The following is a 14,900-nucleotide window of genomic DNA, read 5'->3' as shown; positions in this document are numbered from 1 at the left end:
CGGGCGAGGGGATCGGCCAATTGGGCCGGTGTGTCGCGCGATCTCGCTGATATCACGGACTTTTTTTGTGACTCTTCGGATCAGGTTATGGGCGAATCGGTTCCGTGCAGGTCTTAATTCGAACGGATATTCGTTTCTTCATTTCGGCGGGGACTGCGAGTGGCGTGACCGGTGCCAGCGGCGCAGCAGCCCCTCCGGCACCTCCTCCGCCGTGACCGCGTACACCAGGTGGTCCCGCCAGGCCCCGTCGATGTGCAGGTAGCGCGGCCGCAGTCCCTCCTCGCGCAGGCCCAGCTTCTCCACCACGCGCCGGCTCGGCCCGTTCTCGGGGCGGATGCACACCTCGATCCGGTGCAGCCCGACCTTCCCGAAACAGTGGTCCACCGCGAGCGCGACCGCCGTCGGCATCACGCCGCGGCCCGCGACGTCGCGGTCCACCCAGTAGCCGATGTGGCCCGCGCACATCGAGCCCCAGGTGATCCCGGCGACCGTGAGCTGGCCGACGAGACGGCCCTGGTACTCGATCACGAACGGCAGCATGCGGCCCGCGTTCGCCTCCGCCCGCAGGTGGCGGACCATCTGGCGGTACGTCGGCCGCTGGATCACCGGCCCCCACGGCGCGGGCGGCGGAATCGTGGCCTCCCACGGCCGGAGCCAGTCGCGGTTGCGGCGGTTGACCTCGCGCCACATCTTCTGGTCCCGCAGCTTTATCGGCCGGAGCGTGACATCGCCGTCCGTCAGGACGACCGGCCAGGATGGACCGTTCAGCTCGTGCTCCCGGAAGGTTCCGCGGGTCTGGGGTGGTCGCCGCCGCGGATCTGGTCCACGGCGTGCGGGAGGATGCGGGACAGGACGGCGAGGCCGTCGCGCACCCCGCCCGTCGAACCCGGCAGGTTGACGATCAGGGTGTGTCCCGCCACGCCCGCGAGGCCCCGGGACAGGGCCGCGGTCGGCACCTTCGCCAGCCCTTCGGCGCGGATGGCCTGCGGGATGCCCGGAATCTCGTAGTCCAGCACCCGCGCCGTGGCGTCCGGGGTGCGGTCGGTCGGCGAGATGCCGGTCCCGCCTGTGGTCAGGATGACGTCGTAGCCGGCGGCCACGCCCTCCCGCAGCGCCTGCTCGACGGGATCGCCGTCGGGGACGACCCGGGGGCCGTCCACCGCGAAACCGAGCTTCTCCAGCGCCTCGGCCAGCAGCGGACCGCCCTTGTCGGCGTACACGCCCTGCGAGGCCCGGTTCGAGGCCGTGACCACCAGGCCGCGCAGCGAGGAAGGAGCCGCAGCGGGCGCCGGGGCCGGGGCGGCCACCGGGGAGACGTGGCTGTGCACCTCGCCGCCGCGCGGGGCGTTCACGAGCGCGCCCAGTCGCCGGACTTCCCGCCGGTCTTCTCCTCCACCCGCACGTCCGTGATGACCGCGCCCTTGTCCACGGCCTTCACCATGTCGATCACCGTGAGCCCGGCGACCGCGACCGCGGTCAGGGCCTCCATCTCCACGCCCGTACGGTCGGTCGTCTTCACGGTGGCGAGGATCTCGACGGCGTCGTCGGCGACGGTCAGGTCGACCTTGACACCCGAGACGGCCAGCGGGTGGCAGAGCGGGATCAGGTCGGGGGTCCTCTTCGCGCCCATGATCCCGGCGATCCGCGCGGTGGCGAGGGCATCGCCCTTGGGGACGCCCTCGCCGCGCAGCAGCTCGATCACCCGGGGGGAGACGAGTACCCGTCCGCTGGCGCGGGCCGTCCGGGTGGTGACGTCCTTCTCCGAGACGTCGACCATCCGGGCCGCGCCGGCCTCGTCGATGTGGGTCAGCCTGCTCTGCGTGCTCATACTCTGCGTGCCGCTTCCGTCCGGGCCCCCGAGGGACCTGTGTGATGCAACACGCTACCCGCACCTGCCGGTCCTCAGCCGAGCAGGACCACTTCCAGCTCGCTCCCGGGCTCCACCGAGGTGACCTCCTCCGGTACGACCATCAGCGAGTCGGCGTGGGCCAGTGCGGCGATCAGGTGCGAGCCCGATCCGCCGACCGGGCTGACCGTCCCGCTCTCGGCGTCGTACTTGCCGCGCAGGAACTGCCGCCGGCCGGCCGGTGAGCCGAGCGCCTCGTCGGCCTTGAGGACCGCCCGTACGGACGGCCGGCCCACCTCGGACTCCGGCAGGCCCATGAGCGCGCGGATCGCGGGGCGCACGAACAGCTCGAAGGAGACGTACGAGGACACCGGGTTGCCGGGCAGCGCCAGCAGCGGGGTGTGGTCCGGGCCGATGGTGCCGAAGCCCTGCGGCTTACCGGGCTGCATGGCGAGCTTGCGGAAGTCGATCCCGCCGCCGGCGATGTCCTCGTCGCCGCCGGCCACCGAGGTCAGCGCCTCCTTGACCACGTCGTACGCGCCGACGCTGACCCCGCCCGTGGTGACCAGCAGGTCGGCCCGGATCAGCTGGTCCTCGATGGTCGAGCGCAGGGTGTCGGCGTCGTCCGCGACGGCGCCGACCCGGTAGGCGATGGCCCCGGCGTCCCGTGCGGCCGCGGCCAGCGCGAAGCTGTTGGAGTCGTAGATCGTCCCCGAGGTCAGCGCCTCGCCCGGCTGGACCAGCTCGCTGCCGGTGGACAGGACGACCACGCGCGGGCGCGGCCGCACCCGTACGGTGCCGCGCCCGATGGCGGCCAGCAGGGCGATCTGCGGCGGCCCGAGGACGGTCCCGGCCGCCAGGGCCAGGTCGCCGGCCTGTACGTCGCTGCCGCGCGCGCGGACGTGCGCCCGGGCCTCGGCGGCGCGGTGCACCCGCACCTCGCCGCCCGCGCCCTCGGGGGCCGCGCTGGCCGGGGTCATCCCGGAGGCCGCGCCCCCGCCCGTGCCGCCGTCGGTCCACTCGACCGGTACGACGGCTTCCGCGCCGGGCGGCAGCGGGGCGCCGGTCATGATGCGGGCGGCTTCGCCGGGGCCCACGGTGGGCAGCTCACCGCTGCCCGCCGCGACGTCCCCGATGACCGTCAGCACCGCGGGGAACTCCTCGCTCGCGCCCTGGACGTCGGCCGTACGGACGGCGTAGCCGTCCATGGAGCTGTTGTCGAAGGGCGGGAGGGCGACGGGCACGGTGACGTCCTCGACCAGGACACAGCCCTGGGCGTCGAGCAGCTGGAGCTCGATGGGCTCCAGCGGCCGGACGGTGGCGAGGATGTCCGCGAGGTGCTCGTCCACGGACCACAGACGGTGGCCGGTGTCCTGCGGTGCGGAACTGGTCAAGGTGCTACATCTCCTCCGTGACGTAACGGTGAAGCCAGGTGCGGAACTCCGGGCCCAGGTCCTCGCGCTCGCACGCGAGGCGGACGATGGCCCGCAGGTAGTCGCCGCGGTCGCCGGTGTCGTAGCGGCGGCCCCGGAAGACCACTCCGTGCACCGGACCGCCGATGGTCTCGTCGGCGGCCAGCTTCTGCAGGGCGTCGGTGAGCTGGATCTCCCCACCGCGGCCCGGCTCGGTCTCCCGCAGTATGTCGAAGATCGCGGGGTTGAGTACGTAGCGTCCGATGACCGCGTAGTTGCTGGGGGCGTCCTCGGGGTCCGGCTTCTCGACGAGGCCGGTGATCCGGACCACGTCCTCCTCGTCGGTGGCCTCGACGGCGGCGCAGCCGTAGAGGTGCACGCTGGCCGGGTCCACCTCCATGAGCGCGATGACGGTGCCGCCGGTGCGGGCGTAGATGTCGGACATCTGACGCAGCAGCGGGTCGCGCGGGTCGATGAGGTCGTCACCGAGCAGGACGGCGAAGGGCTCGCGGCCGACGTGCGGCTCGGCGCACAGGACGGCGTGGCCGAGGCCCCGGGGGTCGCCCTGGCGGACGTAGTGCATGGTCGCGAGGTCGCTGGATTCCTGGACCTTCTTCAGCCGGTCGTCGTCGCCCTTGGCGATGAGGGCCGACTCCAGCTCGTAGTTCCGGTCGAAGTGGTCTTCGAGGGCGCGCTTGTTACGCCCAGTGATCATGAGTATGTCGTCGAGCCCGGCCGCCACGGCTTCCTCGACCACGTACTGAATGGCCGGCTTGTCCACAACGGGGAGCATTTCCTTCGGGGTCGCCTTGGTCGCCGGGAGGAAGCGAGTACCGAGGCCCGCAGCCGGAATCACGGCCTTCTTGATCACGGGGTGCAACATAGTCATGCCCCGAACGATAGTGGGTCCTGCCGAACCCCAGGCCAGATCGCAGTAGGTAGGTCCACTTATGTGCCGATTTCCCGAGGATATTTGAATCCGCTGTGACAGAGAACCCGCACCCCGCGTCCACCAAAGCTCGACTGCGCCGGGAACTCCTGGCCGCCCGCCGCGCCTTGTCCCCCGACGCCTGCCGCACGGCTGCCGGCGCGCTCGCCGTCAGGGCCCTCGAGCTGCCCGAACTGGCCGGTGCCGACACGGTGGCGGCGTACGTCTCCGTCGGTACGGAACCCGGCACCCACGCCCTGCTCGACGCCCTGCGCGCGGCCGGCAAGCGTGTACTGCTGCCCCTGCTGCTGCCCGACAACGACCTCGACTGGGCGGTGTACGAGGGCTCGCAGGGCCTCGCCGAGACCGCGCACCCGGGGAAGATGCGGCTGCTGGAGCCGACCGGCCCGGCGCTCGGTCCGGACGCGGTGACCACGGCCGGCGCCGTGCTGCTGCCCGGGCTCGCGGTGGACGCCCGCGGGATGCGCCTGGGCCGCGGCGGGGGCTCGTACGACCGGGTCCTGGAGCGGCTGGAGCGCGCCGGGGCGCATCCCGCGCTGGTCGTGCTCCTCTACGACGACGAGGTGGTCGCGCGGGTCCCGGAGGAACCGCACGACCACCCCGTTCAGGCGGTGGCCACCCCGTCGGGGGTGGTCCGTTTCCGAGGCCTCGGCCCCGGCCTCACGGCTTGAGCGTGAGGGTGTCGACCGTCGCCTTGTCGACCGCGTCCTTGCCGAACGGCCAGTCCAGCAGCTCGCCCTTGGCCCACATCGTCGTCTGGTCGGTGTAGTGCGAGTTGTACGCGTGCCCCGAGGCGCCCGTCAGGTTGATCCAGCGGGACTTGTCGAGGTCGTTGAGGTTCACGACCATCCGCATCGACGGCACCCAGGTGACCCCGTAGCCGCTGGAGGCGTTCCAGCCGGTCGCGTTGACGGTGGCCTCGCCGCCGCCCAGGTTCCACGGGCCGCGGTTGAGGAGCCACTGCATGAAGCCGGGGCCCTCGGTGCCGATCGTCTGGTTCTTCAGCGTCAGCTGGTGCAGCCGGCCCCAGCTCCAGGTGGACTGGTCCTTGCCGAGCTTGGCGGTCAGCTCCCAGCGGGCGTCCTCCATGGCCCGCGCGAACAGCTCGTCGCGGGTGGTGGTCGCCGGCTGGCGGAAGCCCTTCTTGGGCGAGCTCCACCACGCCGACTTCTCGTCCTTGACCAGGCGGCGGACCACCTCGAACCAGCGGTCACCGCCGTCCGGCTGCGCCGAGTCGGAGCCGCGGGCGCCGCATTCGCGGACCACCTCGGAGAGCTCGTCGGCCGGGCCGCTGTCGGCACGGACGTTCATGCAGCTGCCCTCGATCCGCAGCTCCTTGGGCATCTTGTCGCCGAAGGACAGCTTGAGGATGTTGCGCCAGACCGCGTTGAAGTAGGCGGCGGCGGCCGAGTCGTTCTCCTGGGTGTAGTTCCAGCCCTCCAGGAGCTTCTGCGCGGAGCGCACGTCCGGGTCGGAGACCTCGATCTTGGCCAGCATCGGGGTCAGCAGCGCGGCGATCTCGCTGCTGTTGTCCATCTGCATGGCGCGCATGTCGTCGGTCGAGATCCGGCCGCTGTCCTTGATCTTCGCCTCGATGAGGTCGTTGATCCGCTGGCTGCGGGCGCCGTAGCCCCAGTCGGTGGTCAGCAGGTACGGGTACTTGCCGGCGCCGGTGCCGCTCTCCACGACCGCCTGGTTGGCGGTGACGATGTAGCCGCGCGAGGGGTTGGACTCGTAGGGCAGCTCGTTCTGCGGGATGTACTCGACGTTGCCGTCCTTGCCGGTCTTCCAGGCGTACTTGGAGTCCCAGCCCGGCGCGGGCATCCGGCCGTCGACGCCTTGGCCGCGGACCGGGATCCGGCCCGGGGCCTGGTAGCCGATGTTGCCGGACTGACCCTTGCCGTCGGCGTAGATCAGGTTCTGGGAGGGCACATCGAAGTCGGCGGCGGCCTTGCGGAACTCGTTGAAGTCCTTGGCCTTGTTCAGCTTGAAGACCGCGTCCATCGACTTGCCCGGTTCCAGGGCGGTCCAGCGCAGGGCGACGGCGTAGCCGTTGCCGCGGTCGGGGGCGGAGCTGGCGACGGGGGCGCGGGAGCCGACCGTGCCGAGCTCGTCGCTGCGGTCGGAGACCAGCGGACCGTTGTTGGTGATGCGGACCTTCATGTTCTTGCTGGCGCCGCCCGCGACCTTGATCACCTCGTCACGGGTGGCGAAGGGGATCACCTTGCCGTCGTAGACGTAGCCCTCGGGCTTGACCTGCTCGAGGTAGAGGTCGGTGACGTCCGCGCCGAGGTTGGTCATGCCCCAGGCGATGTCGGTGTTGTGCCCGATTATCACGCCGGGCATTCCGGAGAAGGTGTAGCCGGCCACGTCGTACTGGCACTGGGCCGAGGCCGTGCGGCAGTGCAGGCCCATCTGGTACCAGACCGAGGGCAGCTGCGGCGACAGGTGCGGGTCGTTCGCGAGCAGCGGCTTGCCGGTGGTCGTGTAGCGGCCCGAGATCACCCAGGAGTTCGATCCGATGCCGCTGCCGTTGGGGCCGAGGATCGCCGGGATCTGGTCCAGGGTCTTGGCGAGGGAGGTCAGCTGGGTGCGCAGGCCGACGCCGGCGCCCTGGGCGGTGGCGTTGTCGGCGAGGCCGCTGCCCGTCCCGGTGGAGGCCTGGGAGCCCTGCGCGGAGCCGCCGCCCGAGCCGGAGCCGCCGCCCGTGGAGGCGGAGCCGCCGGATCCCTGGGGTACGTACTTGCCGCCCTCGATCTTGCCGCCGTCGACGATCGGCTTGTTCCGATCGAAGGGGTAGGGCGGGTAGAGCTCGTCGATCTGCGCCTGCGAGAGCTTGCTCGACATCAGCGCGCGGTCGATCTCGTCCTGCATGTTGCCGCGCAGGTCCCACGCCATCGCCTTGAGCCAGGCCACCGAGTCCACCGGCGACCACTGCTCGGGCTGGTAGTCACCGCTGAGCTTGAGGGCGGCGTGCTCGACGGAGAGGTCCTTGCCGGACTTCCCCTTCAGGTACGCGTTGACCCCGTCGGCGTAGGACTGGAGGTTCTTCTTGGTCTCCGGCGAAAGCTTGCTGTCGTACTCGGCCTGGGCGACCTGGCGCCAGCCCAGCGTGCGCAGGAAAGCGTCGGTCTCGACCTGGCCGGAGCCGAACATCTCCGAGAGCCGCCCGGAGGTCATGTGGCGGCGTACGTCCATCTCCCAGAACCGGTCCTGCGCCTGGACGAAGCCCTGCGCGCGGAAGAGGTCGTCGTCGTTGTCGGCGTAGAGCTGGGGGATGCCGTGGGCATCGCGCTTGACGTCGACGGTGCCGGTGAGCCCCGGCAGCTTGAGGGAGCCGGTCGTCTGGGGGAAGGAGGCGCGCACGCTGTCCACGCCCCAGTACGCCCCGTAGCCGAGGCCCGCGAAGAGCGCCAGGACCAGCACGAGCACGATCAGACGGGCACGTCGTCCCTTCTTCTTGACGGAAGGAGCGGTTTCGTTGGCGGGCATCGCTGTCCTTAGAGGGGCAGGGTGGTCCTGGGAGTGCTGGGAGCAACCATAGGCGCAGGACCTGACTCGTTGATCCGCCAGGGGTCGAGGTGGCAAGGACAAGGGGGAACGGGCGTTTCACAATGTGGCTATCAAGTAAAGGGAACGTCAAAGATTAGGTAAGGTAACGAACTAGCCACTGAACCTGCCGCTGGAGGAACGATCCGCCGGATCCTCCGCGCGCTTTGAGGAAGGGTCGCCCGCTGACTGTCCACACGCTCAATGAGCTTCTGCTGGTCTGCTCGCTCGTGCTGCTCGTCGCCGTCGCGGCGGTACGCATCTCTTCACGCAGCGGCCTCCCCAGCCTGCTCATCTACCTCGGCATAGGCATCGCGATAGGCCAGGACGGCATCGGCAACGTCGTATTCGACAATGCCGAGCTGACGCAGGTCATCGGTTATGCCGCACTCGTCGTGATCCTCGCCGAGGGTGGTCTGGGCACCAAGTGGAAAGAGATCAAACCGGCCCTGCCGGCCGCGATCGTGCTGTCGCTGGTGGGCGTCGCGGTCAGCGTCGGCGTCACGGCCGCGGGGGCGCACTACCTGGTCGGGCTGGAATGGCGCCAGGCCCTGCTGATCGGCGCGGTCGTCTCCTCGACCGACGCGGCGGCCGTCTTCTCCGTCCTGCGCAAGGTCCCGCTCCCCTCCCGGATCACGGGCGTCCTCGAGGCGGAGTCCGGCTTCAACGACGCACCGGTCGTCATCCTGGTCGTGGCCTTCGCCACCGTCGGGCCGATCGACGACTGGTACGTCCTCCTCGGCAAGATCGCCCTGGAGCTGGTCATCGGCGTCGCGATCGGCCTGACGGTCGGCTTCCTCGGCGCCTACGGCCTGCGGCACGTGGCACTGCCCGCCTCCGGCCTCTACCCCATCGCCGTGATGGCGATCGCCGTGACGGCGTACGCGGCCGGCGCGCTGGCGCACGGCTCCGGCTTCCTCGCCGTGTACCTGGCGGCGATGGTGCTCGGCAACGCCAAGCTCCCGCACTGGCCGGCCACGCGGGGGTTCGCGGACGGCCTCGGCTGGATCGCGCAGATCGGCATGTTCGTCCTGCTCGGCCTGCTGGTCACCCCGCACGAGCTGGTGCACGACTTCTGGCCCGCCGTGGTCATCGGACTGGTCCTCACGATGCTGGCGCGGCCGCTGGAGGTCTTCGTCAGCCTGCTGCCCTTCCGGATTCCGTGGCGGGAGCAGGTCCTGATGTCCTGGGCGGGCCTGCGCGGAGCCGTGCCCATCATCCTGGCGACCATCCCGATGGTGTCCGGGATCGAGGGCAGCGACCGCGTCTTCAACATCGTCTTCGTACTGGTCGTCGTCTACACCCTGGTGCAGGGGCCGACCCTGCCCTGGCTGGCGCGCAAGCTGGAACTCGGGGAGACCGACGAGACCGCCTCGGACCTCGGCATCGAGTCGGCGCCGCTGGAGAAGCTGCGCGGGCACCTGCTCTCCTTCGCGATCCCGCCGGCCTCGCGCATGCACGGCGTCGAGGTGAGCGAGCTGCGGCTGCCGCCGGGGGCCTCGGTCACCCTGGTGGTCCGGGAGGGCAAGAGCTTCGTACCGCTGCCGTCGACCGTGCTGCGGCGCGGGGACGAACTTCTGGTGGTGGCCACGGATCCGGTACGGGACGCGGCCGAGGCGCGGCTGCGCGCGGTGGCCCGGGGCGGCAAGCTGGCCGGGTGGCTGGGGACGGGCGGGAACGGGCGGCCGGGCTCGCGCGGGTGACGCGTACCGGTGGAGTCAGACTTTAGAGCGGCGTTCTAATTCGGCCATTTTCGGTGTCGTCTGACCGCTTTTGCCCCTATTTCTAGGGACCTCAAAGACGAAGGTCCCGTTAATCGCAGCTGAAGACACACCTTGTCGCCACAATCACAGGGCGTGGTAGTGGATTCCCCTGTACGATTAAGGCACAACAGATCGAACCAACTCTGCCTGACGCAGAGCTGGCGCGACCGCAAAGCGGCCGTGGCTCCCTCCCGCAGTGGGCGCCCAGGTATCACTCGGTTCTGCGCAAGAGGACAGCTCTCGGGGATCCCACATGTACGGGCACGGTCGCTCACAAGGCGACGTGCCGTCCGCAGACGGGGACGCTCTACCAGGCAGCGGAAAGGCAAGGCCGTGACATCCGCGGTCACGACCGAAACGTCCGCCACGTCCGCCCGCCCCGGCTACGGGCAGCTCCTGCGCACACCCGGTGCCCTGGGCTTCGTACTTCCCGGCTTCGCCGCCCGGCTCCCCTTCGGGATGCTCACCGTCAGCATCCTGCTGCTCGTCCAGCACACCACCGGCTCCTACGGCAGCGCCGGCGTCGTCACCGCCGTGACCGGTGTGTCCATGGCGCTGTTCGCCCCGCTGATGGGCAAGTTCACCGACCGGTTCGGCCAGAGCGCCGTCCTGGTGCCGGCCGCCCTGACGCACACCGCCTCGGTCGTCGCACTGGCCGCCCTCGCACTCCTCGGCGCCCCGCTGTGGGCGCTGGTGCTGGCCGCCATCCCCGCCGGCGCCTCCGTCCCGCAGGCCGGTCCGATGGTCCGGGCCCGCTGGGCCGCGAAGCTGGAGGGCTCTCCGCTGCTGCCGACCGCGGCCGCGTTCGAGTCCGTCACCGACGAGTTCACCTTCGTCGTCGGTCCGGTGCTCGCCACCTTCCTGTGCACCCAGGTGCACCCCGCGGCCGGTCTGATCACCGAGGCCACGCTGACGATCGCCGGCGGCCTGATCTTCGCCGCGCAGCGCGCCACCCAGCCCAAGCCGGTCGGCCGCGCGGCGAACGGCGAGAAGCACGCCTCCGCCCTGTCCTTCCCGGGCCTGCGCGTCCTGATCGTCGCCTTCATCGGCATCGGCGCCGTCTTCGGCGGCATGCAGGTCTCGCTCGCCGCCTTCTCCGACGAGATCGGCAACCCGGGCGCCAACGGCCTGCTCTACGGCGTCTTCGCCGCGGGCAACATGGTCGCCGGCATCGCCATGGGCGCCATAGCCTGGAAGATCGGCCCGCGCCGCCGCCTGATCCTGGGCTACGTCGGCCTCACCGCCGCGGCCTCGGTCCTGTGGGCCGCGAACTCGGTGATCCTGCTGGGTGCGCTCGGCCTGGTCGTCGGCCTGTGCATCGCCCCGGCGCTGATCACCGGCTACACGATGATCGAGCAGCTGATCCCGGCCGCCTCGCGCACCGAGGCCTTCACCTGGCTGACCGGAGCGGTCGCCTTCGGGCAGGCCGTCGCCGTGACCCTGGCGGGCCGCCTGACGGACGCGCACGGGTCCTCGTACGGCTTCCTGGTGCCGATGGTCGCCACCGCGCTGGCCCTGGTCACCCTGCTGGCCCTGCGCGCGAAGCTGGCGCCGAAGGCTCCGAGCCGGATCGTGAACTCATCCGCGCCGGCCGCCGTGCCCGCACCCTCGTCCGCCGCCCCGTCCACTGGCCCGTCGGCCGCCTCGTCGGCCGCCTCGCCGGCCGCCCGGAACCGGGTGAACGAGCGTGGGATGGGTCACCGCGTGCCGGTGACGGTGGACTGATCCGCCGGAATACGTCACCATGGAGCGTCGTTAGCACTCATTGAGTCAGAGTGCCAGGAGGAAATTCGTGCCGACCTACCAGTACCAGTGCACCGAGTGCGGTGAGGGCCTTGAGGCCGTGCAGAAGTTCACCGATGACGCGCTGACCGTGTGCCCGAGCTGTGACGGACGCCTGAAGAAGGTGTTCTCCGCGGTCGGCATCGTCTTCAAGGGCTCCGGTTTCTACCGGAACGACAGCCGTGGCGCTTCGTCGAGCAGCACTCCTGCCTCGAAGCCCGCCTCGACCTCGTCGACGTCCACGGCCGCCGCCCCCGCCGCTTCGTCCTCCTCGACGTCGTCGAGCACGGGCAGCAGCTCCACCTCGGCTGCCTGACCTGCTTCATCGCTTGTCGAAAGGCCCCGCCGCCCTCCGGGCAGCGGGGCCTTTCGCACGCCCGGTTAGGGTGGCGGCATGGTGAACGCAGAGATCGGTGTCATCGGCGGTTCGGGCTTCTACTCCTTCCTGGAGGACGTCTCCGAGATCCAGGTGGAGACCCCGTACGGGCCCCCCAGCGACTCCCTGTACGTGGGTGAGCTGGCCGGCCGGCAGGTGGCCTTCCTGCCCCGGCACGGGCGCAGCCACACCGTCCCGCCACACAAGATCAACTACCGGGCCAACCTGTGGGCGCTGCGCTCGGTCGGCGTCCGCCAGGTGCTGGGCCCGTGCGCGGTCGGCGGCCTGCGGGCCGAGTACGGTCCGGGCACGCTGCACGTTCCCGACCAGCTGGTCGACCGTACGAAGGCCCGGGCGCAGACCTTCTTCGACGGGGAGCCGCTGCCCGACGGCAGCGTCCCGAACGTCGTGCACACCACCTTCGCGGACCCGTACTGCCCGGTGGGGCGGTCGGTCGCCCTGGCCGCGGCCCGCGGGCGGGAGTGGGAGCCGGTGGACGGCGGCACGATGGTCGTCATCGAGGGGCCGCGGTTCTCGACGCGCGCCGAGTCGCGCTGGCACGCGGCGGCGGGCTGGTCGGTGGTCGGCATGACGGGCCACCCGGAGGCGGTCCTCGCGCGGGAGCTGGGGCTCTGCTACACGTCGATGGCGCTGGTGACGGACCTGGACGCGGGCGCCGAGACCGGCGAGGGCGTGTCCCACACGGAGGTCCTGAGGGTCTTCGGCGAGAACGTCGGCCGTCTGCGCGAGGTCCTCTTCGACGCGGTGGCGGCCCTTCCGCCGACGGAGTCGCGCGCCTGCCTGTGCACGCACGTCCACGACGGCTGGGACCTGGGCATCGAACTGCCGTAGAGCGGTGGAGCTGCTGTAGAGCGGTGGAGCTGCCGTAGAGCGGTGGAACTGCCGTAGAGCGGTGGCCGCGACAATGACGGCGTGAACAACGGGAACCGGATCATCGTCGCCCTCGACTTCGACGACCGCGGAGCGGCAGAGGCCCTCGTCGCGCGGCTCGGGGATGCCTGCGGCCACTACAAGGTCGGCCTGGAGCTGCTCACCAGCGCGGGGCCCGGGCTGGTCCGGGAGCTCAGGGGCCGGGGGCACGAGGTCTTCCTCGACCTGAAGCTCTTCGAGATACCCGACTCCGTCGCCGGCGCGGTCCGGGCGGCGGGCGCGCTGGGCGTGTCGATGGTGACCGTGCACGCCATGGGCGGCACGGGAATCCTGACGGCGGCGGTCGAGGCCGCGCGGGAGTTCCCGCGGCTGAGGGTGCTCGCGCTGACCGTGGTCACGAGCATGACCGGGAGCGACCTCGCCGACGTCGGCATCGCCGCTGCGAGCACAGAGGAGCAGGTGCTGCGCCTCGCCCGGCTCGCGGTGGCCGCCGGGTGTGACGGGGTCATCGCCTCGCCCCGGGAGGTCGGGGCCCTGCGGGCCGCGCTGGGGCCGGAGCCGCTGATCGTCACCCCGGGGGTGACGCTGCCGGGCGCGGCCGAGGGCGGGCACGCCCGGGCCGGCACCCCGGGAGCCGCCTTCGGGGCGGGGGCCTCCCACATCGTGGTCGGGCGGTCGGTGACGAGGGCCGCGGACCCGGTGGCGGCGCTGGGGCGGGTCCGGGCCGGGATCTGACACCTGCGGGTGACGCCGTTGTCCACAACCTGGGGATCATCCACAGGCCGGAGCGGGATCCGGCGGGAGGCCGGATCGTGAGTTGTGTCCGGGCGCCGGGTCCGGGCACAGCGACTCACTCCGACTGGTGGTGGCCCTCATGTCCCGTACGTCCGCGCCCTCTTCCGCTTCTTCTTCCGCTTCCTCTTCCGTCCCTTCTGCTGTCCCCTCCCCCGCCCCGCCTTCCCTGTGCTCCTCCACGTGTCCTCCCGCGCGCTCGGTGCCCTCCTTCCCGCCGTTGCGGGTCGGGCGGGGTGGCGACCGGCTGCGCAGGGCCCTGCGGCGCAGGCGGCGGGCCGTCTCGGCCGGGCTGGCCGTCGCGGCGGCGGCGCTGGCCGTGGGCGGGACGGAGGCTCAGGCCTCGCGGGGAGCCGCGCCCCCGGAGGTACGGGCCTCCCCGGGCGCGGCTCCACCCGTGGCGGTGCGGATGGTGTCGGCCCCGGTGCGCATCGCGGACGCGGCGACGGTGCGGCTGCTGCGGCCCGGGGACCGGGTCGACGTGGTCGCGGCGGAGCGCGCCGGACCCCCGAGGGTGGTGGCCGCGGGGGCCAGGGTTGCCGAAGTGCCCCCTGCCGACCAGGGTGTTGGGGACGGTGGGGCGCTGGTGGTCCTGTCCGTGCCGCGGGACACCGCGCGGGCTCTCGTGGGGGCGGGCGCGACGGCTCGACTGGCGGTGACGTTGTGTTGATTCGCACACGCGCTCAGTCAAGTCACCTCGAGGTGGGGGCCGATTGGACACGCCGCGGCCGGACTGCCGTAGTTTTCGGAACCGTTGGCTCCGTGTTCGGCACATATGAAGAAAGGCTCAGTGGTGAGCGAGAAGAAGAAGGAGAGCGTCCTGGCGGGCTTCAAAGCCTTCCTGATGCGCGGCAACGTGGTCGACCTGGCGGTCGCCGTGGTCATCGGCGCGGCGTTCACGAACATCGTGAACTCCATCGTCAAGGGAATCATCAGCCCGCTGGTGGGAGCCATCGGGACCAAGAACCTCGACGTCTACAAGTCGTGCCTGAAGGACCCCTGCGCCATCGACGCGAGCGGTCAGCCCACGGGCGTCGAGATCCTGTGGGGCTCGGTGCTCAATGCCGCGCTCACCTTCCTGATCACCGCGGCCGTCGTGTACTTCCTCATGGTGCTGCCGATGGCGAAGTACCTCGCCAAGGTGGAGGCACGCCGCAAGGCCAGGGAAGGCGTCCAGGAGACCATGGAGATCACGGAGCTGGAGGTCCTCAAGGACATCCGGGACGCCCTGGTCGCTCAGCGGGGGGCCAACGGCGGTGGCACCGGGGCACCGGGGTCGCGCGACGCGTTCTAGCCGGCCGGTCCGGCCGGGCCGCCACGGCGGCTCAGATGTGGTGCGGGGGCTTCTCGTCGAGGAAGCGGGCCAGGTCGGCCGTGCTTCCGCCGGCGGGCGGCCGCTCGCCCCAGCCCCGGTCGGTGTCGTCCGAGGACTGCTGGTCCAGCGGGTCGTCGAAGACCAGCCGGGGCCTGGGCTTCGGCGGCACGGCAGGCTCGGTCTGCGGGTCGGGGGCGGCGGGGGTGCTCATGCCTCCAGAGTACG

The 14,900-nt window shown here is 71.2% G+C and carries 15 protein-coding genes; 8 read left to right on the top strand and 7 right to left on the bottom strand.

The window, feature by feature from the left end; all coding sequences use genetic code 11:
* Positions 1-138: 138 nt before the first annotated feature.
* The 5 genes from OHA89_RS22100 to galU form a co-directional block, all read right to left on the bottom strand.
* Positions 139-768, bottom strand: coding sequence for a GNAT family N-acetyltransferase (locus tag OHA89_RS22100; RefSeq protein WP_215144752.1), 630 nt, complete (start codon positions 766-768; stop codon positions 139-141).
* A complete protein-coding gene (locus tag OHA89_RS22095) occupies positions 765-1,307 on the bottom strand; it encodes a molybdenum cofactor biosynthesis protein B (RefSeq protein WP_215144750.1) in 543 nt (180 codons plus the stop codon). Before OHA89_RS22095 ends, OHA89_RS22100 begins: the two co-directional genes overlap by 4 nt.
* 41 nt (positions 1,308-1,348) lie before the next feature.
* Positions 1,349-1,828: a cyclic pyranopterin monophosphate synthase MoaC gene (moaC, locus tag OHA89_RS22090; protein WP_215144669.1), complete on the bottom strand. Its 480-nt coding sequence runs from the start codon at positions 1,826-1,828 to the stop codon at positions 1,349-1,351.
* Positions 1,829-1,902: 74 nt separating this feature from the next.
* Entirely contained in the window at positions 1,903-3,240 is a 1,338-nt protein-coding gene (gene glp, locus OHA89_RS22085) for a gephyrin-like molybdotransferase Glp (RefSeq protein WP_406366909.1), read from the bottom strand.
* 4 nt (positions 3,241-3,244) lie between these two features.
* Positions 3,245-4,147 carry a UTP--glucose-1-phosphate uridylyltransferase GalU gene (galU, locus tag OHA89_RS22080; RefSeq protein WP_215144665.1) on the bottom strand — a complete coding sequence of 301 codons (903 nt, stop codon included), beginning with the start codon at positions 4,145-4,147 and terminating at the stop codon, positions 3,245-3,247.
* Between the two features lie 95 nt (positions 4,148-4,242).
* Between galU and OHA89_RS22075 the strand changes: the two genes are divergently transcribed.
* Positions 4,243-4,878 (top strand): 5-formyltetrahydrofolate cyclo-ligase, encoded by a 636-nt coding sequence (locus tag OHA89_RS22075; RefSeq protein WP_266609452.1) that lies wholly within the window; start codon positions 4,243-4,245, stop codon positions 4,876-4,878.
* Here the strand turns inward: OHA89_RS22075 and OHA89_RS22070 are convergent.
* Complete coding sequence (locus tag OHA89_RS22070) at positions 4,868-7,699, bottom strand: penicillin acylase family protein (protein ID WP_266609451.1); 2,832 nt, start codon at positions 7,697-7,699, stop codon at positions 4,868-4,870. The genes OHA89_RS22075 and OHA89_RS22070 overlap by 11 nt on opposite strands.
* A gap of 224 nt (positions 7,700-7,923) precedes the next feature.
* On the opposite strand from OHA89_RS22070, the gene OHA89_RS22065 reads away from it, so the two are divergent.
* From OHA89_RS22065 to mscL, 7 genes are all read left to right on the top strand, one after another.
* On the top strand, positions 7,924-9,459 hold the full coding sequence (locus tag OHA89_RS22065) for a potassium/proton antiporter (protein ID WP_266609450.1): 1,536 nt from the start codon (positions 7,924-7,926) through the stop codon (positions 9,457-9,459).
* Positions 9,460-9,852: 393 nt separating this feature from the next.
* Positions 9,853-11,244 carry an MFS transporter gene (locus tag OHA89_RS22060; RefSeq protein ID WP_266609449.1) on the top strand — a complete coding sequence of 464 codons (1,392 nt, stop codon included), beginning with the start codon at positions 9,853-9,855 and terminating at the stop codon, positions 11,242-11,244.
* 67 nt (positions 11,245-11,311) lie between these two features.
* Complete coding sequence (locus tag OHA89_RS22055) at positions 11,312-11,617, top strand: FmdB family zinc ribbon protein (protein ID WP_215144656.1); 306 nt, start codon at positions 11,312-11,314, stop codon at positions 11,615-11,617.
* 78 nt (positions 11,618-11,695) lie between these two features.
* Complete coding sequence (locus OHA89_RS22050) at positions 11,696-12,529, top strand: S-methyl-5'-thioadenosine phosphorylase (protein ID WP_266609448.1); 834 nt, start codon at positions 11,696-11,698, stop codon at positions 12,527-12,529.
* Between the two features lie 81 nt (positions 12,530-12,610).
* Complete coding sequence (gene pyrF, locus OHA89_RS22045; protein ID WP_406366907.1) at positions 12,611-13,303, top strand: orotidine-5'-phosphate decarboxylase; 693 nt, start codon at positions 12,611-12,613, stop codon at positions 13,301-13,303.
* A 259-nt stretch (positions 13,304-13,562) separates the two neighbouring features.
* Positions 13,563-14,030 carry a hypothetical protein gene (locus OHA89_RS22040; protein WP_406366906.1) on the top strand — a complete coding sequence of 156 codons (468 nt, stop codon included), beginning with the start codon at positions 13,563-13,565 and terminating at the stop codon, positions 14,028-14,030.
* Positions 14,031-14,135: 105 nt separating this feature from the next.
* A complete protein-coding gene (gene mscL / locus OHA89_RS22035) occupies positions 14,136-14,654 on the top strand; it encodes a large conductance mechanosensitive channel protein MscL (protein ID WP_266609445.1) in 519 nt (172 codons plus the stop codon).
* Positions 14,655-14,685: 31 nt separating this feature from the next.
* On the opposite strand, the gene OHA89_RS22030 is transcribed toward mscL, so the two are convergent.
* Positions 14,686-14,886, bottom strand: coding sequence for a hypothetical protein (locus OHA89_RS22030; protein WP_266609444.1), 201 nt, complete (start codon positions 14,884-14,886; stop codon positions 14,686-14,688).
* Positions 14,887-14,900 lie beyond the last annotated feature (14 nt).

This window comes from Streptomyces sp. NBC_01546, assembly GCF_045208355.1.
Classification (GTDB): domain Bacteria; phylum Actinomycetota; class Actinomycetes; order Streptomycetales; family Streptomycetaceae; genus Streptomyces.
Note: the sequence above shows the minus strand (reverse complement) of the source record. Positions and strands in the feature narration are given on the sequence as shown.